Annotated in this window: 13 protein-coding genes; 8 read left to right on the top strand and 5 right to left on the bottom strand. The window is 36.9% G+C overall.

Annotation, left to right across the window (positions count from 1 at the left end; translation table 11 throughout):
- The 5 genes from QMO11_RS15420 to QMO11_RS15400 are packed head-to-tail and all read right to left on the bottom strand — an operon-like array spanning nt 1 to nt 7624.
- Nucleotides 1-2553 (bottom strand): beta-mannosidase, encoded by a 2553-nt coding sequence (locus QMO11_RS15420; protein ID WP_282038106.1) that lies wholly within the window; start codon nt 2551-2553, stop codon nt 1-3.
- Between the two features lie 6 nt (nt 2554-2559).
- Nucleotides 2560-3303, bottom strand: a complete 744-nt coding sequence (locus QMO11_RS15415) for a copper homeostasis protein CutC (RefSeq protein WP_282038105.1) — start codon at nt 3301-3303, stop codon at nt 2560-2562.
- Nucleotides 3304-3337: 34 nt separating this feature from the next.
- Nucleotides 3338-4111 (bottom strand): DeoR/GlpR family DNA-binding transcription regulator, encoded by a 774-nt coding sequence (locus tag QMO11_RS15410; protein ID WP_282038104.1) that lies wholly within the window; start codon nt 4109-4111, stop codon nt 3338-3340.
- Between the two features lie 21 nt (nt 4112-4132).
- A complete protein-coding gene (locus QMO11_RS15405) occupies nt 4133-5338 on the bottom strand; it encodes a peptide-N-glycosidase F-related protein (protein WP_282038103.1) in 1206 nt (401 codons plus the stop codon).
- A gap of 6 nt (nt 5339-5344) precedes the next feature.
- The gene (locus QMO11_RS15400; RefSeq protein WP_282038102.1) at nt 5345-7624 is read right to left on the bottom strand and encodes a GH92 family glycosyl hydrolase; all 2280 of its coding nucleotides are present in this window, start codon (nt 7622-7624) and stop codon (nt 5345-5347) included.
- 393 nt (nt 7625-8017) lie between these two features.
- On the opposite strand from QMO11_RS15400, the gene QMO11_RS15395 reads away from it, so the two are divergent.
- From QMO11_RS15395 to QMO11_RS15360, 8 genes are all read left to right on the top strand, one after another.
- On the top strand, nt 8018-11074 hold the full coding sequence (locus QMO11_RS15395; protein WP_282038101.1) for a SusC/RagA family TonB-linked outer membrane protein: 3057 nt from the start codon (nt 8018-8020) through the stop codon (nt 11072-11074).
- Between the two features lie 4 nt (nt 11075-11078).
- Nucleotides 11079-12968: a SusD/RagB family nutrient-binding outer membrane lipoprotein gene (locus QMO11_RS15390; protein WP_282038100.1), complete on the top strand. Its 1890-nt coding sequence runs from the start codon at nt 11079-11081 to the stop codon at nt 12966-12968.
- 160 nt (nt 12969-13128) lie between these two features.
- Nucleotides 13129-15453 carry a glucosamine-6-phosphate isomerase gene (locus QMO11_RS15385; RefSeq protein WP_282038099.1) on the top strand — a complete coding sequence of 775 codons (2325 nt, stop codon included), beginning with the start codon at nt 13129-13131 and terminating at the stop codon, nt 15451-15453.
- A gap of 62 nt (nt 15454-15515) precedes the next feature.
- Nucleotides 15516-16358, top strand: coding sequence for an ROK family protein (locus QMO11_RS15380; protein ID WP_282038098.1), 843 nt, complete (start codon nt 15516-15518; stop codon nt 16356-16358).
- A 9-nt stretch (nt 16359-16367) separates the two neighbouring features.
- Nucleotides 16368-18632, top strand: coding sequence for a family 20 glycosylhydrolase (locus QMO11_RS15375; protein WP_282038097.1), 2265 nt, complete (start codon nt 16368-16370; stop codon nt 18630-18632).
- Nucleotides 18633-18898: 266 nt separating this feature from the next.
- On the top strand, nt 18899-20116 hold the full coding sequence (locus QMO11_RS15370; protein WP_282038096.1) for an ROK family transcriptional regulator: 1218 nt from the start codon (nt 18899-18901) through the stop codon (nt 20114-20116).
- Nucleotides 20117-20221: 105 nt separating this feature from the next.
- Complete coding sequence (locus QMO11_RS15365) at nt 20222-23245, top strand: SusC/RagA family TonB-linked outer membrane protein (RefSeq protein WP_282038095.1); 3024 nt, start codon at nt 20222-20224, stop codon at nt 23243-23245.
- A 19-nt stretch (nt 23246-23264) separates the two neighbouring features.
- On the top strand, nt 23265-24875 hold the full coding sequence (locus QMO11_RS15360; protein WP_282038094.1) for a RagB/SusD family nutrient uptake outer membrane protein: 1611 nt from the start codon (nt 23265-23267) through the stop codon (nt 24873-24875).
- Nucleotides 24876-24952: the final 77 nt, after the last annotated feature.

Raw genomic sequence — 24952 nt, 5'->3', positions numbered from 1 at the left:
TTAGTATGTGTCAGTTATTGATTTAAGTGTGATGGATTCGGTGGATAAAGTTTTACCATTGGTTGATTTAAAATCGATTACATACTCTTGGTGAGGCACTAAATCGAAATAGTTGTCGCTCCAACGTCCTTCAATAGAAGTGCTTATCTCAAGGTTTTTAATGAATGTATTGCTCTTAAGAATTACTTGTTGTATTCCGTTTTTAGAAACTATCTTATAATCGATTTTACCTTTGCTAAGTTTTAAGTCTTTTACTTTAGAAAATAAGAAGGTTGATTGTGTATTGTGTTTCTCATACGCAGTATTAAGTACCAATACTAAATCGTTCAGATTTTCTGATTTGCTTAAAGAGGTAAGTGTTTCGTTAAGTATTATTTTATTCTCATTCGCTTTTAATTGGAAGTCTTTGTTTTGCTCCCAAACCATTGTACCATCCAACTTAATAATTTGAAGGTGACTGCTTACTTTGCAATCCTCAATTTTATCAGATATAATGTGAACGCTTAAATTACCCTCGTTAATTATTGCTGAAGAGATTACTGACTCAAACGCTTTTTTTATAAAATATTGCATGGCTTTCCAGTTGCCTAAATAGTCGATTCCCGACCAAGATACGGCTGGCCAAACATCGTTTAACTGCCAATATAAAGTGCCCATGTTAAAAGGTTTGTTACGACGGTGTGCCTCAAACCCAATGCGCATTCCTTCGGCTTGCATTACCTGATTTAGATATACAAAATTTTGAAAGTTGCTTGGCATAATGTAGTCGCGCTCCATGTATTCTTTAATGGTAACATTACCAATAGAGCTTTTTTGGTGGGCTCGCATTACATCAGAATCTATATCCCAATCTTTCTCTTCAGAAAATGTTTTTATGGTTTCCATGCTTGGGAATGATTGAAAGCCAAATTCACTCATGAAACGAGGTACGTACTCATTCATTTTCTCAAACTCGTGTTTTCCCCACCAAACACCCCAATAATGGTTATCGGCAATGTTCATGTCGGCTTTATTGCCCCAATTGCTGATGGGAGAGGAGTCGTAGTAGAATCGTTCCGCATCAAGCTCTTTAATTTTTCGCGGAAGCAGTTGGTTGAATAATTTATCGTAGCCCTCAAGTAATTCTTTTTGGTCGGCTTCGGTATAGCCATATTTTTCTTGCCATCCCCAGTTATCCCAGCCAACTTTAATTTCGTTGTTTCCACACCACATGGCTAATGAAGGGTGATTTCTTAGTCGCTTAATATTGTATTCAGCTTCTTTTTCAACATTGTTTAAAAATGCATCATCAGAGGGATACATGGTGCATCCGAAAATAAAATCTTGCCAAACCAATATGCCTTTTTCATTGGCCAATTTATAGAAATAATCATCTTCGTAAATACCACCGCCCCAAATACGAACCATGTTCATGTTCGATTCAATCACATTATCGAAATACGTATCGTAAACAGAATCTCTTACTCCACCTAAAAAAGAGTGGTTTGGAATTGCATTAACCCCTTTAATGAAGGTTGGAATGCCATTTACCTTTAAATAGAAACTTTCGCCAATTGAATCAGGCTCATTGATGACTTCAATGGTTCTTAGTCCGATGCTTTGTTTTTGTTTATCGGCAATATTATCATCAATAACTAATCGTGTCTCAAAATGGTATAAATGTGCTTCTCCCATTCCATTGGGCCACCATAATTCAGGATCATCAATGGTATATTTTAATGTAATGTTGTTTGTGCCCTTTTGTAAGTTTACTGATTTGCTGGCAACAATATCTCCATCGGCTATAAGCTTTAATTTTGCATCTATTTGAGACGAAGACTCTACTTCAGTATCAAAAGCAATTTGAGCTTGTTTGCGACTTAGCATCTTTTGAGTAAAGTGCACATCGGTAATTTGTGCATCATTCCAGGCTTTAATCGAAATTGGTCGCCAAATACCCGACGTTACAAATCGTGGTCCCCAATCCCAACCATAGTGGTAAGGTGCTTTGCGGGTAAAAACACTCAGGTGTTCATCAGACCTATCATTATCTGCCGGATAGATAAAGTTGGATTTATCAAAGGCAGGCATGGCCATTTTTATGGGAGAGTGAAAATATATTTGAATGGTATTTTCACCTTCAACCAAGTACTCTTTCACAGCCTTTTCGTAAGCAACAAACATATTCTCAGTAGAAAGAATTTGATAGCCGTTTATGCTCACGTCAGCATAAGTATCTAAACCTTTAAACTCAAAATTAATGTGTTGGTTGCTAAGAAGTTTTTGATCGACAAAAAAGGTGCCCTTGTATTGCCAATCCTTATGTTCAATCCATTGTAAGTTCTCTTCATTATTGCCATAAAATGGATCTTCGATAATTTTATTTTTAAATAAATCGAGGTGTACATTTCCGGGCACAACTGCAGGATACCAATCGTTACTCTCAGCTTGTGAGAATTCCCATTGGGCTTCTAAATCGTTAATGGAAAAATTTTCTTCCATTGATTGGCACGATTGAAAAAGCGGTGCCAAACAAACTGTTACTAGAACTGATAATTGAAGTATCCTGAGCATAATAGATTATTTTAGTTGTTTGATTACCGAAAGTGCTGCTGTAATTTTTTCGGTATCAACAGTTAATTTTGAGTATTCTTCAGACTCTACATTTCCCATGTTTAATCTGTGATTAAAGAATTCCATCTCAGATTTTATTTCTTTCACTGCCGACATATGAAACTCAGTGGCGCCAGTTTCTTTTTGTAGTTGAGCAATATTTGAAGCATTTACGCCGCTGCCTACTAACACTGTAATTCGATTATTGGCTTGTTGAATCATTTGTTGTAAGGTTTTACGTCCTTCAACAGCTGTATCTTCCATACCAGAACTAAGCACAATATCAACCCCAATTTCTATCAAATCATCCAAGGATTTTTTGGGGTCATTTGACATGTCAAATGCTCTATGAAAGGTAAATTTCATTGGACGAGCTAGTTCAACCAATTCTTTTGTGCGTTTAATATCAATACTACCATCGGCATTTAAAACGCCTGAAACTACACCGTGTACTCCAAGTAGTTTGGCTAATTCAATATCACTTTTAATTACTTCAAACTCTGAATCAGAGTATAAAAAATCGCCACCGCGTGGCCTAACAATTATAAATATATCAGGATGCCCTGTTTCTATGGCAGCTTTAACAAAACCTGCACTTGGAGTTGTTCCGCCCTCTTTTATGTTGTTACATAATTCAAGACGATCTACTCCAAGTTTTAAAGCTGCTTTTACACCTTCTATATTGTATGTACTTACTTCTAATTTAAACATTGATGCTTTTTAATAAACTTTTTAACTGTATAAATTAGAGCAGAGTTAATCCCGCTAAGGATTTGTAGTTGATTAATGATTGGTCCTCTGGGTTGAGTTCGGTAATTAGGTAATTTAATTTTTCGGTAGGTATAATATTAAAGCTTTGAACAGAGCCAAGTTTTTCACTTAGGGCAACAGAAACTACCAAGGCACTTCTTTCGGCCATTTTTCTTTTTACCAAAACTTCTGTTCGGTCAATATCGGTTAATCCTTTTTCAATGCTAAAGCTTCTTGTACCAATGAAAAAGATATCGGCATTTACCTCATTTAATATATTAATGGTATCTGCGCCAACTGTAATAGGAACGCCTGATAATATGCGGCCTCCTAAAAAGTGCGTTTGAATATTTGGTTTATTGAGCAATTCAATGGCAACAGGTAAACAGTTAGTCATTACCGATATATTTATATCGTTGGGTAATTGACTGGCTATTTCTTGATTGGTAGTACCTCCATCTATAAAAATAAGCATATCGTCTTTTAATAACGAGATGGCTTTTTGTGCGATGATCTTCTTCTCTTCAAAGGCAAAAGTTTTTCTATCATCATAGTTCATAGGGATGTATGCTGCAGATTCATTTAGTACTGCTCCGCCATGAACTTTTCTGATAAGCCCTTTTTGCGAAAGTTCTTTTAGATCTCTTCTAATGGTATCTTCAGAAACATTCAGTTCTATACTTAATTCTGATGATAAAACTTTAGATGATTGTTTTATCATATCCAGAATTTCCTGATGCCTTTCTTCCTTTAACATTGTAGTGTGCATATTATATATAATTAGGTGAATTTATTGTAGTGTTATGTATGCGGATACGTTCCAATGGTTCAATTCATTTTCCTTTTCTTGTTGTGCCTGAGGAATTGAAATTGAGATTGTATTTTCTCCTTTTTTCAGGTTGTTGAGTTCAATAACAAAGGGCTCCACTTGTGAGCCTGGGCACCAGTTTGATCGAGAATAATCAGATGATGCAATAAACTCATCAATTTCTAATTCTTTGGTATCTCCTGTTTTTAGGTTGCCCATAACGGCAGTTCTTTTTTCTGTCCAAACACCAGAATGCGGGTTGAAACGTCTGAACGAAGCACAATCATCTCTCCAAGGAATATCGCTATAAACGATTTCATTGTTTACTGTGATAATGTTCTCCTTTTTTACAAATTCATCGCCACCAGAGTGACCGCCATGACCCGTTGTGATGTAGTGTAATTGTGCACTTTTATAATTAGCGGGTAATTCAAACGTGTATTCTAAGTTACCTCTGCTAAAACCATCATATAGTTTTTCAGGTTCAATATACCTTACAGTATTTACTAATGGAATTACCTGAGTTTTTGTAATAGGATCTACTTCAGCTTTCGATTCTGTATAATTTAGTTTGGCAGAGAACTCATATCCTCCTTGAGTCCAAACATCAATAAAGGCCCCAATCCATACTTCTCCTTCTAATTCGCTAATTAGTTGAGTTACATCTTGCTCCCAAACTACTTTTTCTTCCCAATGTGGGATGTATACAGGCTTACGTTTCATTAACTTCGGATCGTTAGAATAATACCCGATTCCAAAAGGAGTCATAAATCTTAAAATCTCAATCGAAGGCTTGTAATTTTCTGTTGGTACAACACCCGGAAATTCAATATTTTGATTCTCAAATTGGGCTTTAAAATCACTGTCTAATAAAAAGTTAATATCACTGCTTTGCGGAATTAAAAATAGTGAACCAGTTTTATCCCAGGGATCGCCAGCTGATTTAATTTCGGTCTGAACACTTACTGTAGCTTGTTTGCTGTATTTTGGTAATTGTACTTTTTTTAAGATAATTCTTCCGTTATCAACTTTAATAATCTTCTCATCTAGATTTGTGCAGTTTTCTGCCGGATTAAAGTTGACTGCTTCCTCATTGAAAATAACAATGGATTTATCTCCAATAGATTGATCTTTAACAGAACAAGCTGATATGATTACTGCTAAAGCAAATATTATAATTCTATTCATCGTAAATTAGTTATTTAAGTTGCTTACTGATGGCGGGCGAGAGTTTATTTCTGATGCCCATTCTTTATTGGGTTTGTTGCCCATTACAAAGTGTAACTCTCCGCCATTCATGATTTCTTCGTAAGAAATATACGAGCGGTTTAACTCTTTGCCATTTAAGCTTGCTGATTGTATATAAAAGTTTTCGTCTGAATGATTTTCGGTTGATATAACAAATTGTTTATTTCCTTGCAAGTTAATGCAGCTTTTTGCAAATAATGGTGTTCCAATAATAAAATTACCATCGGTTGGGTTAACAGGGTAGAAGCCCAATCCGCTTAGTACATACCAAGCAGACATTTGACCCATATCTTCGTTACCGCTAATTCCATCAGGAGAATTTGGATATTGCTCTCTCATAATTTGATGTACTAACTCTTGTGTTTTCCATGCTTGGCCAATATAGTTATACATATAAGCAATGTGATGACTTGGTTCGTTTCCATGTGCATATTGCCCAATCATACCAGTGATATCTGGGGATGCATCTTCTCCTGTAATCTCTGAGCTTTCGTTAAATAATAGAGTCAACTGTTTTTCAAAAGCATCTTCATTTTCAAACTGATTAACGAGTCCTTGAATATCGTGCAAAACAAACCACGAGTGTTGCCACGCATTTCCTTCTGTATAATCGGTTCCAACTCTGTGTGCTGAGTGTTTAGGATCAAAGTTTTCTCTCCAATTGCCATTGGAATCTTTACCGCGCATAAAACCAACTCTTCCGTCGAATAAATGTTGGTATGCCATTGAGCGATTTAAGAAATATTTGTAATCATCCGTGTATCCCAATTTATTGGCCACCATTGCTACGCCGTAATCATTGTAAGCTAATTCTAAACTGATGGTTACTGATTCATCCATTAAATTATAAGGGATGTAGTTGTGTTCTCTCAATTCTTTAAGTCCACGTTGGTCTTGCATCATGGTTGCTTTCATTGCTTGAAAAGCCCTTTCAGTATCAATGCCCGGAAGATTTTTCATAATAACTTCGGCAAGCATTGAAACGGAGTGATAACCTGTCATGGTATTGGTTTCGTTTCCTGCTAAAACCCATACCGGTAAAATGCCAGTTTCATCGTAATGCGCTAACATTGTGTTGGCAATATCAACAGCAACATCGGGGTTTGTAATGGTTAATAATGGATTTTGTGCTCTAAAAACATCCCAAAGTGATAACCCCGAATAATGATTTCTACCATCGGCTTTATGTACTTTTATATCTCCACCTCTGTATTGCGAGTCAACATCCGACGCTAAAGTTGGGGCTAACTTAGAACGATACAAGGCTGTATAAAAAACGGTTTTTTTGTCAATATCTTCTCCCTCAACAGTAATGTTACTTAAGCTTTCTGTCCATATATTAGCAGCCTGTGTGCGTGCAGTATTAAAATCCCAAGTTTGGTTCTCTGTTTGTAGGTTTGCAATAGCACCTTCTTTGCTAACGCTAGAAATACTAACCTTAACTAGTATCTCATTAATATCTTGCTTGAACTTAAATAATGTATTAATGGCTTTGCCAGTTGCTTTTTTGTTTTTGGCTATGTTAATATTACCTGTAGATATTACATCTTGAATCGGTTCTGAGAATTTAGCGCAGAAATATACCCTTTGATCTTTGGCCCAGCCTGTGCTATATCGTTTTCCGATAACAGTATGTGCATCTATATATTCAATCTCAGTTTCGGTACTTGCATCCCAATTTACAGCATATCCAAGGTCAAGTACTATATTCCTATTACTACCTTTCGAAAAAGAATATTTATGGAAACCTGTACGAGGAGTAGCTGTTAACTCTGCTTTTATACCTGTTTCTTTAAAGTTTACACTGTAATAACCAGGTTCTGCTACTTCATCATTGTGGGTATAATATGCAGCATAAGGCTTATCATCTCGTTGTTTATATATTGTATTTATATCAAAATCGGCAATTGTCGGCATTAGTGAAATGTCTTGTAAATCTCCAATTCCCGCACCGCTAAGGTGTGTGTGACTAAATCCAACAATTATACTGTCGCTATAGTGATATCCTGATACCCAGTTCCAACCTGATTGACCATTGTCTGGACTTAACTGTACCATCCCGAAAGGTAATTGAGCACCTGGGTATGTGTGTCCATGTTCATCCGTGCCGATAAATGCATTTACGTATTTATTCGGCAAATCCGCATTGGTTGTAATATTTGTTGTATTGCAACTACTTATAGTGATAATAAGTATGATTGCAATATAGTAATGTCTTATTTGCATGGTATAGTTTTTCGAATCAATATCAAATATAATACCAAAAATGCATAAACACGCATGTTATTCTTCGTGTTATTAATATTTTATATAACACATTTTATATTTTAGTTAAACTTTATTTAACAAACGAATATCTCGTATGTCACGTAAATACAGGCTTATGTTGTTTGTGAGTGTTGTTTTATAGGCTGTTTGTGTGATGTTAAAATAAAAGATAAAAATCTATTTCTTTACTTTTCTTATTTCTTGGCATGTGATTTGTTAGTGTATTGAAACGAAAATTAACACTTGCAAACGTGCATAAACACGAAACTAACTCACAGGAGAATATTAAGGGGATGAATTACTATGATTCAAACCTGCTAACACACTTAATTAATTTATAAAAATCATTACATGAAAAATCTATGGTTATGTATTTTTTTACTGTTTACGGGGGCAGCATTTGCGCAGCAAACAGTAACAGGTAGGATCACTACTCCGGAGGATCCTGAGGGATTACCTGGCGTTAATGTTACCATTAAGGGTACTACTAACGGAACGATTACAAATATTGATGGAATGTATTCTATCGATGTTCCTAGTGCTGAATCAGTACTTGTTTATTCTTTTATTGGATATAAGAATATTGAAATGCAAGTTGGTGATGAAACGAATATTGATGTTACGTTAATTGGAGATTCAGAACAACTTGATGATGTTGTTGTAACAGCATTAGGTATTAAAAGAGAGAAAAAGGCACTTGGGTATTCAGTAGCTGAGGTAGGTGATGAAGCTTTTGAGACATCTAAAGCAGCCAATCCAATGTCGTCATTATCTGGTCGTCTTTCAGGAGTACAGATTAACTCAACCGGACAGGGACCTGCAGGTTCTACATCGGTAATTATCCGTGGTAATGCATTAGCTGATGGATCTAATGAGCCATTATACGTAGTTGATGGTGTACCTATTTCTAACAATCAGTATTCAGATGCCAATAATAAAGATGGTGGTGGTATTGATTCAGGTAATGGTATGTCAGGTATTCCGGCAGATGATATTGAGAATATCTCTGTATTAAAAGGAGCTTCTGCAACTGCATTATATGGTTCTAGAGCAATTAACGGGGTTGTAATGATTACAACTAAATCAGGAAAAGGGACAAAAGGAACAACGGTTGATTTTTCATCTACAACCACAATTGACCAAGCTCGTGTTTATTCAAACTGGCAAGATCAGTATGGACAGGGTAATTTCGGTAGCGCGCCAGCTTCAATGCAAGAGGCTAAAGACAACACAAGTATGTGGGGTGCTAAATATTCAGATGTTGATACTTATACTGATTATAGAGGAAACACTTCAGAATATCGTTTTTACGATAATGAAAATAATTTCTACGAAACTGGTGTAACATTAAGTAATAGTGTTGCAGTTAATCACAATACAGAATCTTCATCAATCAGAATGTCATATAGTAACCTTACAAATCAAGGTATCGTTCCAGGAACGGAGTATGATAGAAATGTAATTACGGTGAATGGTTCTACAAAAGCACTTAATGATAAGTTAGAGTTAACAACTAAATTATCATATATTAATGAGAATTCTACTAACCAAATGATTGGTAACTCTCCGTATGGTGCAAGTTTAATGGGTACGCCAAACAACGTTCCATTATCAGACCTTAAGAATTATAAAGATCCTGTAACAGGTATGCCAATTGGTTTTGGTGAAAGAAACTCAAATGTATATTGGAATTTACACGAAATCAATCACCAATATACAAAGGACAGAATTATGTCTATGGCACAAGCCAAATATACCATTACTGATGATTTAAGCGTAATGGCTAGATATGGTAATGATAAAACATTCTTCAACAACGAATCACTGTGGCCTATGGGAACTCCTTTTTATGAGTCAGGTAGAGCTTCTACTATTAGAGCAACAGATTCAGAAACTAACGTTGATGGTATGTTGAGCTACAACAAAGATTTCGACGGTTGGGGTATGACAGTGAATGCTGGGGGTGCCATGATGCATAATGTATATGATGAGTTAGAAATGTTTGATGAGAACTTTGTAGATCAATCTTTACAAAAACCAGGTTTTGGTCAAACAAGACAGCACTTTCCTTTATACCGCGAAAGAAGAATTAACTCTCTTTTCGCAACAGCACAATTCAGATATCAAAGTATGTTCTATGTTGACTTGTCTGCACGTAATGACTGGTCATCAACATTACCTTTAGATAACAACTCTTACTTTTATCCTTCTATTAGTTCATCGTTTATCTTTACTGAATTATTCGATCAACCATCTTGGTTTAGTTTCGGAAAAGTGAGAGCTTCATGGGCACAAGTAGGTTCTGATACAGATCCTTATATGTTACGTCCGTTTTATAAAGTGGATGGTAACTTACATCCAGGTCATGGAGGCGACTCTCCTTCAGCTGAAATTGATGGTGGAACAATTCCTAACGACAACTTAAAGCCATCGATGAACGAGTCTTACGAAGTTGGTTTAGATTTACGTTTCTTCAATAATAGAGTTGGACTTGATCTTACTTATTATAACTCTACTGCGAAAGATCAAATTGTACAAGTAGCTACTTCAGCAACTTCAGGTTGGGAAAGAGCAATTATTAATGCTGGTTCTATTCAAAACTCAGGAGTTGAGATTAGTTTAAATGCAGAGGTAATTAGAACAAAAGATTTTAGCTGGAATACAACATTAAACTATGCTTATAACGAGAACATGGTTCTTAGCTTAGCGGATGGAGTAACTCAGTTAACATTATTTGAAAGTAATGGTGTAAACATTGTTGCACAGCCAGGTGAAGAGTATGGACAAATTTTAGGTACAACTTACCAAAGAGATGACAACGGTGATATTGCTTTAGATGCTAATGGCCGACCAATGGTATCAGATGAATTACAAACAATTGGAAATGCTTATCACAAAACAATGGTAGGTTGGGTAAACCAATTTTCTTATAAAAACTGGTCTGCAACTGTAGTGTTTGATGGTAAGTTTGGTGGAGATATTTATTCTACAACAGAAGCAACTGCTTATAATACTGGTAGACATCAGTCAACTTTACAAAGAGAAGGATATGATGGCGGTATGTGGTATCCAAGCGAACTAGGTGGAGTAGGAACAACATCTACACCGCAAGAGTTTTACCAGTCGGTATCCAATGTAGATGAGCAGTTTGTTTACGACGCATCTTATATTGCCATTCAAGAGATTAACCTTTCTTACACACTACCATCTCGTTTCTTCGAAACTAACAAATATTTAAGAGGTGCTTCAGTAGGCTTATTTGCCAGAAACCTTGGATATGTTTGGAAAGCTACAGATAATATCGATCCACAAGCATCATTCTCAATCGCAAATGGTGGAGCAGGTGTTGAGATGGGTAATATGGCATTACCAGCAAGTTATGGTTTCAACTTAAATGTAAAATTCTAGAACAATGAATACTAAAAAAATTATATACATAATGCTTGCAGCAGTTTTAACACTGACTACTGCTTGTACAGATAACTTTGATAAGACCAATTCGGATCCAAACAAAGTTGAGAAAATTGACCCAGCATATTTGTTTACTCGTACTTGGATGCGTTATAACGGATCTCCGCACGAGGAGTTAAGAAGTAACCTTATCATGGCAGGTCCATTATCAGGTATTCTTCAATCGGCTTACAGAACAGGTCAAGGTTTCGAAGGAAACAACGATGGTTACAACGAAGCCAAAATGATGGAGATGTATAAAGATGCAGTTAAGCACGGTATCGATATGCTACAAATCTTAAAAACAGATACTGAAAATGATAATACAGCAAAAATTGCAATGGGTACTATTACTATGCAATTTGTATATCAAAGAATAACTGATCTTTATGGTGATATCCCTTACCATGAAGCTGGTTTAGGTTTTCACGAAGGAATTTTTTATCCAGCTTATGATTCTCAAGAAGATATTTATAAATCTTCAGTAGATTCATTAAAGAAGTATCGCGATATTCTTTTAACGACTGATGCTGAGCCTTTCACAGGAACAGAGGATATCTTTTTCGGAGGTTTATCTCAAGATGCAGCTAAACAGGCTTGGGCAAAAACAGCGAACTCTTTAATTTTAAGATTAGGGATGCGTGCTTCTGCAGCTGACGAGAGCTGGGCTCAGCAAACTGTTGAAGAGGCAGCAGCTAATCAAGCAGGATTAATTACATCAATTGAAATTGCTGATGGTTTTATTATGCAAACCAAAGCTGTTGGTGGCGACTGGGGTAACCATATTAATGGAGCAAACTCTGGTGGTGCTTTACACGGATGGGGTCATGGATATATTGGTGAAGAGTGGTTACGCGAAGCACAAAAGAATAGAGATCCAAGAATCTTTTATACTGTAGCTCAGGTAATTAATAATAGCGGATGGAAAGCTTGGACAGGAATGCCAGATTACGATGCGTTTGCTCAAGCTTCAAGACCAGGTGAGCCATGGAAGCCTGTAACTTATATGCCAGTTAGAGCTGGAGGTACAGAGTCGTATTCTATACGTGGTATGATGAGTGTTGATGGAGATAGATTATTTGCAGATTGGACTGTTGAGTTGGATACATCTGCAACAGGTTCTCCTGAGTATGTACAATATCACACAGTTGCATCAGTTAATCCAGAAACTATTGGACATCAAGAAGCTCCGATTGTTGTGTTTGGTGGCGACGAAACTTACTATATTTTAGCAGAAGCAGCACAAAGAGGATGGAGCGTTCCAGGAGATGTGAACTCAAATTTAGAAATGGCTTTGAATATGACATTTGATAAATATCCAACTTTATTCGGAACTGAGTCAAACTCACCTCGCGAATATATGGCTAAGCAAGCTGCTCACGAAGGTGTAAATATCGATTATAACGATATGGCTTCTGTTTATATCAATAATATCATGTCTGAAACTATTGATTTAGAAGTTATCTGGACAGAGCGTTGGAAATCAATGATGTCAACATTTACATATGATGCTTTTGCACTTTGGAATAGAACTAACTTAGAAATTGTTCCTCAAGGTATTTCTTACCCAGGAACTGAGTTTATGGAAATTCCATCGTATACTGCTGAAGAGGTTGCTAATCCTCAATTAGGTGTGGCAATCCCAGCTAGCGATTATACAAGTGAGCCATTCCATAATGGTGGAGATACAGGCGGTACTCGTCCTCGTAGAATCAACTACCCAAATAACGAGCGTACTAACAATACCGAGCATGTTGAAGCTGCTATGGCACGTCAGCAAGCAGAGTATGGTAGAGCGGGTAGCGGAACTCACTTTATTACAACTAATATGTGGATTTCAAAAAAGAACTAGAAATACATCTTATATAGCCCATCTTAATGGTGGGCAATATCAAATTTAAATTTATTAAGGAATCTACAAACCAAAAAACAAAGGGCTCTTATTCTTATTAGATAAGAGCCCTATTTATAATTAGTTATACCTTAGTTGTATAACAAACATTTTTTTTACCATGAAAGTAGATACGTTCTCAGAAGTCGAAAAAAAATTTATTGAATTATCTGGTGTCACCACATCTTCTACTAAAACCCCGTATGTTGTGGTCGATAATTTTCCGAAACTTGGGTTTATGACGGCCCTAAGGTTTTTGGAGTGGGTTAGCGAAAACCCTAACGGAGTTATTAGTTTACCAACAGGAAAAACACCTGAATATTTTATTCGTTGGACCCAGTTTATGCTTGATAACTGGAATAACGAAAAAGGAAAAAAGATAAGAAAAGAGAACGGACTTAAAATAGAGAAGAAGCCCGACCTTAGTAAGCTACATTTTGTACAGATTGATGAGTTTTATCCAATCAGTTCAAACCAAAAAAATAGTTTCTATCACTACGTTAATGAGTATTATATCAAAGGGTTCGGGTTAAATCCGGATAATGCTTTATTAATAAACTGCGACGAAATTACCTTGGCCGATGGTAAATCTTTTGCACAGGTTTTTCCAGATAGTACAGTAGATTTATCATTGCGTTATCGCGAGGCAAAAGGCGCAACAGAAAAAGAGCAGCAGCAATCTATCTTTATGATTGATGATTGGTGTGTGCAATACGAAAATAAAATTCGCGAAAAAGGTGGTATTGGTTTCTTTTTAGGAGGAATTGGTCCTGATGGGCACATTGCTTTTAATACCCGTGGAGCTGATCATTTCTCTACTACGCGTTTAACTAAAACAAATTTTGAGACTCAAGCCCAAGCTGCCGGAGATTTAGGTGGTATCGAGGTGTCTAAAAATCGCTTGGTTATTACCATCGGTTTAGAGTCTATTACATATAATAAAGATGCCGTAGCATTAATTTTTGCTGCAGGTGAAGCTAAAGCACCCGTAGTTAAAAATGCTTTGGAGTGTGATCCTTCGGTACTATATCCAGCTACTGTATTACAAAAGCTTAAAAATAGCAGATTCTATATCACTAAAAGTGCTGGGGTTAAGCTTAACGATAGTGTTGATGCTTACTATAGAACTGGTGAGTGGACCGCTGAAAAAACAGAGCGTGCCATTATCGACTTATGTCGAAGAATTGATAAGTTCGGACCTAAATTGGAATTAAGCGATTTACAGGCCGATACTTATTGTAGTCTTATTCCTAATTTATCTTTAGATACAGTTCAGGAAGTAGTAAATTCAGTAACTGCTAAAATAGAAAAAGGTCTTCGCAAAGAGAAAGACCAGACTTTCTACCATACAGGCCCGCATCACGATGATATTCAATTGGGTATTCAGCCCCATGTAAATCGTATTCTTCGCGATCCATCTAATGAGTCGGTATTCTCAGTTTTAACTTCTGGTTTTACGGCTGTAACTAACGATTTTGTTACAGAAACATTAAATAGCATCAAAAGACTTTTGGATGAAGGACGCATTCAAATGGTTGATTTTCCTGATTTCTTTGAGTCGGGTTATAAATTTAAATGGGATAAGGATGTATATCACTTCCTATTAAATGTAGCATCTGAAGAAAGTTTAGAACGCGTTAGAGGTTTGTGCCATAGAGTAGTAAGAGCCATAGTTCAAATTTGGGATGTTTATAATAAAGAAGAACTTAGAAATACCATAAACGCTATTTTAGCGAATATCAGAGATAGTTACGATGGACAAAAGAATCCTCCTAAAATTCAGAAACTGAAGGGGATGATTCGCGAGTTTGAAGAAGAATTAGTTTGGGCGCATTCGGGTGTTCAGGTTAAAAACGTTCGTCACTTACGTTTAGGTTTCTATACTGGCGATATCTTCACAGAGCAGCCTAATAGAGACAGAGATGTGGCACCTATTTTAGCTGAGTTTAAAAAGGAGAAACCAACCGTAATTAGTTTGGCACTTGATCCAGAGGGAAGTGGACCAGATACGCATTACAAAGTATTGCAAGCTATTGCTGATGCGGTTCGTTTATGGAGCGAAGAGGAAGATTTAAGCAACTTGCGCATATGGGGATACCGTAACGTTTGGTTTAAATTTGCTCCTTCAGAGGCTAATGTAATGGTGCCGGTAAGTTTAAATGCTTTGGATGTATTAGATCGCTCGTTTAGCGATTGTTACCTAAGTCAGGTAAATGCATCGTTCCCAAGTCCTGAGTTAGATGGTAAATTTAGTACATTAGCCAAAAATATTTGGGTCGATCAGCTCGAAGCAGTTCAATATCTATTAGGAAAAGATTACTTTTACACCAATAGTAATCAGGCAATACGTGCAAGTCATGGTCTTATTTTCTTTAAAGAGATGAATGTGAAAGAATTTTTAGAGCAAGCACGTGAGCTCGAAAAATCTATGGAAGGCGTAAATTAATACAAAACACATTATCAATATATAAGCCTGCTTTTTAGCAGGCTTTTTTTACTCATATAATTATGGATACAGTTTTAGGAATAGATATAGGAGGAACCTCTATTACTTGTGGATTGGTAAAAGGCAAAGAGTTAATTTCGGTTCTTAGTAAACCTACCTTGGCTGATAAAAGTGCAGAAGAGGTGTTCGAAAATTTAGCTTCGTGCATCGATACCTTAATCAATAATCAGGTAAAAGCAATTGGCTTAGGAGTTCCCGGTCTATTGAATCAAGAAGAAGGATGTATTTTAAATATTTCCAATATCCCCGCTTGGAAAGATTTCCCGCTAAGGAATAAGCTACAAGAAAAATATAATATCCCTGTTTTTTTAGATAATGATGCCAACTGTTTTGCATTAGGAACCAAGCATTTTGGTAAAGGTTATAATTATAAAAACTTTGCCGGAATTGTGTTGGGTACCGGAGTTGGTGGAGGTTTAATTATTGATGATAAAATACACAGTGGTTTATTTTGTAGTGCCGGAGAAATAGGATGTATGCCATATAAAGATGGAACATTCGAGACCTATTGTGCTAGTACATTTTTCCCGAATAACTATAAATTATCAGGTAAGGAAATGGCCGATAAAGCCAATGCTGGTGATGCAGATGCAATAGCGGCTTTTCATGCTTTTGGTTACCATTTGGGTAAATTGGCTACAAATATCATTTTTACTTTGTCGCCCGAGGCAATTATTTTAGGAGGCTCAATCAGTCAATCTTTCCACTTGTTTAAAAGCGGATTGGATGCAGCCATGGAAGAATTTCCATTTAAGAGTATTTCATCTAATATAGATATTATCCCTGATCACTTCGATAATATTGCCGTATTAGGGGCTGCCGGATTATACTATAACTCACTTTAAAATTAAAATATGACATACTTTCGTTTTTCTGTTTGGATGCCATTAATTGTGGCTCTCATTTTTATGAGTTCATGCTTGCAATCTCATAAGGTTCAAGCAGATGAATTAGCCTTAGTACCTCTTCCTAATCATATCAAAATTACAAATGGTTCGTTTCAGCATCAAAGTATAAAACTCATTATTGAAGATAATACACTTTCTGAAGCATCTCAAAAACATTACATTGCCGGTATTGAGCGTTATTTTACGCTTAATGATAATGCAAATGCACAGTTGGTACTTCAATTCAAGTCTAAGCTTCAGCCCGAAGCGTATGAATTAGATATCAACAAAAACAATATTGTAATTGCCGCTTCTACTAATGAGGGTTTTATATATGGCCTTGTTAGTTTATTTCAGTTGGCAGACCAATATTCTTCCCAAAATGCAGGTTTACCATGTTTATTAATTAAGGATGCACCTCAATATTCGTGGCGTGGGATGCACTTAGATGTGTGTCGCCATTTTTTCGATGTTGACTTCATTAAGAAGATGCTCAACGGAATGGCCTTAAATAAACTAAATACTTTTCATTGGCATTTAACCGATGATCAAGGTTGGCGTATTGAGATTAAAAAATATCCTGAGTTAACAGAAAAAGGCGCTTGGCGCGAGGAAACAGTAATAGGCCACATGGCTGAACATCCACTACGGTTTGATGGAGAAAAGCACGGTGGGTTTTATACTCAGGAACAAATTAAGGAAGTAATAGCATATGCAAGTGCCCTTGGTATTACTGTAGTTCCAGAAATTGAAATGCCAGGACATGCGGTTGCAGCTGCACGTGCTTTTCCTGAGTTGACTTGTACAGGCAAGCCTCTACCGTTTAATGAGTGGGGCGTAAGCGACGATGTTTTTTGTGCAGGTAACGAAAAAACTTTTCACTTTTTGCAAGATGTATTGGATGAAGTGATAGAATTGTTTCCATCGGAATACATACATGTTGGTGGCGATGAGTGCCCTAAAACAAAATGGGAACAATGTAAAAAGTGCCAAGCTCGCATGCAGGCCGAAGGATTAAATGATGAAATGGAATTGCAAAGTTATTTCATTAAACGTATGGAGAAATACATCAGCTCAAAAGGCAAAAAGCTCATTGGATGGGACGAGATTCTTGAAGGTGGTTTGGCCGAAGGCGCTACGGTTATGTCGTGGCAAGGTGTTTCGGGAGGTATCGAAGCTGCTACACATGGACACGATGTAATTATATCGCCAAACGATGATGTTTATCTTAATTTTTATCAGAGCCCATATAACGAACCAACTGCTATTGCAGGTTTAATTACCATGGAATCTTTATACCATTGGTCGCCAATGCCCGAGGGTTTAGATGCCAAGTATCAGCACCATGTTTTGGGTGCACAGGGTAATGTATGGACTGAGTATATGAAAACTGAGGCTGATGTAGAATATATGGTTTATCCACGCTTAGTGGCCATTGCAGAAATTCTATGGACTGAGGATTCTTTACAGAATTTTCAGGACTTTACGCGTAGAATGAATTATCAGTATAAGCGATTGGATAATTTGGGTATGCGTTATAGAGTGCCATATCCAGAAGGAGCCTTACCCGTTGAAGCTTTAAGCACTGAAAATAATACGCTAAAATTGACTGTTCCGATAAGTGATGCTTCTATCTACTATACTTTAGATGGCACTTGCCCTAAAGAAAATGGATTGCTTTATCAGGATGCAATTGTTTTTACAGACCAGCTTACTACGTTAAAATGTATAAGCAAAACAAAAAATGGTAGATGGAGTGCTGTTCACACATCTAAGGTTTATGTAAATGATCTTCTTATAAAATCAAGCATTGATGCTAAAGATGGAGCACGCTATAAAATTAAAGCAGGAGAGTTTACTACTGCAAATGTTAGCTTCTCTGCTGCTGATAAATCAGGACTTATGCAAGGCATAGGTATTGCAGATGCTGCTCCCGATAAGTTTTTCGCACAAGAAGTATCGGGTTTTATAAAAGTTCCCGTTTCTGGTATTTATACTTTTAAGCTTACGTCTGCAGATGGAAGTATTTTAAGTATTCATGATAGAGAAATTATCAATAATGATGGTTTTACCTATGCGCGAAGCCGAGAAGGAAGAATTCAACTTGAAAAAGGGTTGCATCCGTTTGTTATAAAGTACTTCCAAGCCAAGTACGATAAAGTTCTTACCTTATCAGCTATTGCTCCTGACGGAACTGTGGTAGATTTTTCTACTAGCAATGTTTATCACTAGTTATATAATATTTTTTATTCAAGAGGCTATTCCTATGGGAGTAGCCTTTTTTTTGTATCAGATTCTTAAATGTTAATAAATGTGTACGGAGGGTGAAGTTGAACTAATGTTCACTTATTGACTGTATCCCTTATTAATAGTGGTTTATATTGAAGTGTACTTATGTATTAAAATAATAAAGTTTACAATCTTATTAAAAAACTTTAAAAAGTATTAGTAAGTAATAAATCTTTTTGCATATATTGCAATCGAATTAATCTATGAATATGAACTTTTGGAATCAAGACATACTAACAGAATTATCTGGTGTTGAGAAGAAGCAGTTTCTGGCAAAAAGGCGCATTGTAAAACAATTGTACAGAAATGGTTCTATGTCCGTAGCGGAGTTGAGTAAACAACTTCTGCTTAGCACACCAACCGCAGTTAATTATGTGAACAGTCTGATTGAAGAAGGATATATAGAAGAAAAAGGTTTAGGGGAATCAATTGGTGGAAGAAAACCAATGTACTACGACCTAAAGCCAAATTCGTTTTACTTGCTTGGGATTGATGTTGGGCGCAAAGGTGTTAAAATAGCACTTTTCAGCAATAAACTTGAGTGTTTTCATAAGTGGGAAGAAAAAGCCTTCGACTTAAGTGAAGGTGAAAATCTGATTGATTTATTAGAAACATACGTAAACGAATTCGTAAAGGAAACTCTAATTGAGTCCTCTCAAATTGTGGGTGTTGGTTTAATTATGCCGGGTCTTATCGATTCAAGTAAAGGTGTTAATTATACCTTCCTTAAAAAAGAGAGTGAGAACCTATCAGAAGAACTATCAAAGAGATTTAATCGTCCAGTTTTTGTCGAAAATGATGCCAAAGCACGTGCCCTAGCCGAACTCCGTTATGGTACAGCACAAGGTTCAAAAAATGCTTTAGTAATCTTTATTGGTTATGGTTTAGGATTAGGTATGATTCTGAATGGCAAATTACACCTCGGAAAGTCTGGTTTTGCTGGTGAGTTTAGTCACATTCCAATTGAAAACAACCGTTTATTTTGTAATTGCGGTAAAACCGGATGTTTAGAGACTATTGCCTCGGGTGAAGCCCTAGTACGTATGGCCAATGAAGGAATTAAAAAGGGGATGCGCACTGTACTAACCGATCGTTTAGCCGACGGAAAAACCTTATTACCTGAAATGATTGTAGAAGCCGCTCTTGCAGGCGATCAGCTTTCTTTTTCGGTAGTAAATGAAGTGGGCGTTAACTTGGGTAGAGGGATTGCTTATTTGGTTCAGATTCTGAACCCTGATAAGATTGTATTAAGCGGCAAAGTGGCCGAAGCAGGAGAGTTTTTAATCAATTCAATATCACAAACATTATATCAATATTGTTTACCCAAATTAAAGGAAGATGTTGTCATAGAAATGTCAACACTGGGTGCTGATGCAGGTATTATAAGCGCAGCAACTTTAGTAATGGAAAGAGTTCTAGAGAACTAATCACCCCGGGAATTTCATCTCGGATATATTATACTACAAACACCGCCAGCTTCAAAAGAGAAGCATACAGTTAACTTTATTAGTAATCATTTTAAACACGCAATCATGAAACATGCATTGTTATTTATTTTGATACTGATTTCGGGTACGCTTATGGCGCAGAAATCAGTCAATGGAACAATAATATCTACAGAAGATGGCTCTAGTTTACCGGGTGTTAATGTAATTATTAAGGGCACCACAACCGGAACAATATCTGATATTGACGGTAAGTATGTACTTGAGGTTCCAGATGGTGAATCCATTCTGCAATTTTCATTTATTGGCTATGATAGTCAAGAAATACAAGTCGCGAATCAATCAACAATTAATGTTCAACTAGCACCAAGTGCAGTGGCCTTAGAAGGTGTTATTGTAACAGCTTTGGGTATAGAAAAAAAATCGAGAGGATTAACTTATTCTGCGCAACAGTTAGATGGAGATGCCTTAGGTCGTGCTAAAGATGCCAATATGGTTAATGCATTGGCAGGTAAAAGTGCAGGTGTTATTATTAACAAAAGTGCTTCTGGTGTAGGTGGTTCGGCTAAGGTAACCATTAGGGGTAACCGTTCTGCTACAGGAAATAACCAACCACTTTATGTAATCGATGGAATTCCAATGATTAATTCATCGGGTACACAACCTGCAACCTCAATTGGAGGTACTAACGATGCAGGAGCGCGTGATGGTGGTGATGGTATCGGCAACTTAAATCCAGATGATATCGCAAGTATGACTATCCTAAAGGGAGCATCGGCAGCTGCTTTATATGGTTCTAGTGCAGCCAATGGGGTAGTTGTAATTACAACCAAAAAAGGTAAGTCGGGTAAGCCAGTGGTTAATTTTTCATCTAACCTTACTTTCGATAAGGCTATTGAAACGCCAGATTTCCAAAATAGTTATGGTGTATCCGAAGGTGGCAGAAGCTGGGGGTCAGCTATTAATGGAGGCCATGATAATGTTGATGAGTTCTTTCAAACAGGATATACAGCAATTAACTCACTATCCATTAGTTCTGGTACTGAAAAATTCCAGTCGTATTACTCGTATGCTAATACAAATGCTGAAGGTATTATTGGTGGAAACAAGCTGAACAAGCATAACATTAACATCCGCCAAACGGCAAATTTATATAATGGTAAGCTGCAGCTTGATGGTAATGTGAATTTGGTTAATCAGAAAGTAGAAAATAGACCAACACCTGGAGGTTACTATTTCAACCCGCTTGTGGGCTTATACCGTTATCCACGAGGTGAAGATATCTCGCAATATAAGGATGAATATAAAAAGTATGATGTAGGTCGTAATTTTGATGTGCAAAATTGGCACCAGCAGCCAAGCTCTTGGGAGCAAAATCCTTGGTGGTTAACCAATATGGTACCAAGTGAAGATGTTAGAAATAGAGTTATTGCATCAATCACGGCTAAATGGAATATTAAGGATTACCTAAACTTCCAAGTGAGAATGAATTCTGATAATACCTTTGATCAGTACGACCAGCATGTATATGCCACAACTGCAACCGAATTAGTGGGTGGCGACTATAATAATGGTAGATACATTACCAGTAATCGTCATGAGTCTTTATCATACGGAGATGCATTATTAAATTTTAATAAGGAAGTAGCTCCAGAACTTACTTTAGTAGCGTCATTAGGAGCTAGTATAACAGATATGCAACTGCGTTATAACCTAAAAGATTCTCGCCCTGATGGTCTTGAAGTTGCTAACGTATTCAACCAAGGTAATATGTTAGGAGCTGGTTATATTGAAGAAATTAATTCACGAACGCAAATGCAATCGCTTTTTGCAACAGCTCAGCTGGGTTGGAAAAATGGATTATTTTTTGATGTAACAGGTCGAAACGATTGGTCATCAACCTTAGCTTATACAGATAGTAAAACCAGTGGTTTCTTTTATCCGTCGGTTGGTTTAACAGCTGTATTGAGTGAATTTATAGCTATGCCAGATGCTATTGACTTTCTGAAGGTAAGAGGTTCGTTAGCTAGTGTGGGTAACTCTATCCCATTTGGTATTAGTCACCGAACGCATACCATGGGAGCTGGTGGTAGTTTAATATTTAATGGTAATGCACCATTTGATAATTTAAAGCCTGAGATTTCTCAATCGAAGGAAGCTGGTTTCGAAGTGCGTTTTCTAGAGAATCTATTTACTTTTGATTTCACATGGTATCAAACCAATACTATTAATCAATTCTTTCAACTTCCTGCACCAGCAGGTTCGGGCTATACTACTTATTTTGTGAATGCCGGAGATATTAAAAACCATGGTGTTGAGGTGGTATTAGGGGTTAACCCGATAAACACCGCAGATATAACATGGCAAAACAATTTTAATTATTCGCATAATAGGAATAAAGTTGTGGAGCTACATCCTGATATGAAAGCCTTTAATTTCGGAAATCAAACCAGTAGTTCTTATTGGATGAGAATGGAAGAAGGCGGTGCTTTTGGCGACATATATGGTAAAGTTTATGAACGCGATGAGGCCGGAAATATTCAGTATGATGCAGAAACAGGATTGCCACTTGTGGGTTCAGAGTTTGGTAAAATTGCAAATTCAAACCCAGATTTCAACTTATCATGGAATTCTGATTTCAGATATAAGAATTTTAGTTTAGGTTTCCTTATTGATAGCAGAATTGGGGGTGATGTAGTTTCTCTAACACAAGCCGATTTAGACCAATATGGTGTTACTGCAGCAACAGGCTCAGCACGCGATAAGGGCTATGTAATGCTTGAAGGAACAAAGATTAACGATGTGCAAGGATTCTACGAAATGGTTGGTGGACGCGATGGTGTATCTGAGCAATATGTTTATTCTGCCACGAACATACGTTTACGTGAGCTATCCTTATCGTATAATTTACCTTCTACATGGATGGAAAAGACTAATTTCTTAGATAGAGCTACCGTTTCTGTAATCGGTCGTAACCTATTCTTCTTCTATAACGAAGCGCCTTTCGATCCGGATGCAACATTAAGTACAGGCAACGATTTACAGGGTGTTGATGTATTTGGTATGCCAACAACACAAAGCTTAGGATTTAATTTGAAACTTACTTTCTAATCCCTATAAAACGAAAATCATGCGAAAAAATATATTTAGAAAAATAGGAATTTTAGCCATATCTGCTACGTTGGCATTTGGCTGTACAGATAAGTTTGAGGACTTTAATATTGATAAAAGCAAGGTTACAGATGAGCAATTAAAGGCCGATTATTATTTCTTAGGAGGCTACTTTCCTCAGATGCAGCAAATGATATATTGTAACTTTAACTGGGGATGGGGTATCAATTGGCCCTTTCAAATTATGCAAAATCTGAGTGCCGATATATTCTCAGGCTACATGATGACTCCTACACCTTTTGCTAGTAACGTGAATAATACCAATTACGCGCTAGTTGATGGTTGGAACGGATCTAATTGGGATTATACGTATGGATATTTCATGACAGCATCTGGTGAGGTTGAGCGTTTAGCTGCTGAAGAATATCCGCAAATTAACGCGGCCTCTAAAATATTAAGAGTTACAGCAATGCACCGTATCTCAGATATGTATGGGCCAATTATCTATACAGGATACGGAGATTCACAAACAGGTGGAGATTTTGATTCTCAAGAAGAAGCTTACTATGCGTTTTTCGAAGATTTAGATTATGCTGTTGAAGAGTTGGATAAGTATATTACAGAGAATCCTGGTGTAATGCCTTTAGAGCGTTACGATCTAATGTTTGGAGGTGATTTCACTCAATGGATAAAATTTGCCAATTCACTTCGTTTACGTTTAGCTATACGTATTTCAAATATCGACCCTAATAAGGCAAAACTAGAAGGAGAAAAAGCTTTGCAAAATCCTTATGGAGTGCTCGAAGCAATGGATGCTACGGTTAGTGGTAAGGGATATAACCATCCGCTATTTGCTCTATCTGTTCAGTGGGGCGACATTAAAATGGGCGGTGCCATTGAATCAATCATGACAGGATACGAAGATCCAAGGTTAGAAAAATACTTTTTACCTGTTACTGATGCCGAATTGCAAGAACAGAATATTAAGTACAAAGGTATTCGCCAGGGTATTGATTTGGTTGATAAGGCTGTTTATGTAGATCATTCATCGCTTAATTTTACTTCGGGTACACCGGCACAATTAATGACTGCAGCCGAAGTGTATTTCTTAAGAGCTGAAGGAGCGTTACGCTCATGGGCTAATATGGGCGGAACAGCTGCCGATTTATACCAAAAAGGTGTAGAGGCATCGTTTACGCAATATGGTTTAGGTGTTGGCGATTATTTAATGAGTGATAATAAAGCAGCTGCTTTTACAGATATTAAAAATACCACGGGAGTAAATAATATTGCAGCAGATGCACCAGAGCTGAATAATGTTTCGCCTAAATGGGAAGATGCTGCTGATTTTGAAATTAAGCTACAAAAAATCATCACCCAAAAATATATAGCCATGTTCCCAGAAGGAATGGAAGCGTGGGCCGAGTATCGCAGAACAGGCTACCCTATTCTTATGCCAGTGGTGATAAATAATAGCCAAGGTAAAATTGATACCGACAAGCAAGTGCGACGCTTAAACTTTTCGGTAACAGAGAAAAGTATAAATCCTGATGGTTATGCTGAAGCAGTTCAGTTATTAGGAGGTGAAGATACAGGGGGTACACCACTGTGGTGGGATGTGCGTCCATAAAACCAAAAAACTACCAAATGGCTCCTAGTCTTAGGGCTGGGAGCCTATCATAAAGATTAAATAAACAAAGGGCAAGT

The organism is Saccharicrinis aurantiacus (assembly GCF_947489045.1).
Classification (GTDB): Bacteria; Bacteroidota; Bacteroidia; order Bacteroidales; family Marinilabiliaceae; genus Saccharicrinis; species Saccharicrinis aurantiacus.
The sequence above is the reverse complement of the archived record's forward strand: the minus strand, read 5'-3'. Positions and strand labels throughout refer to the sequence as shown.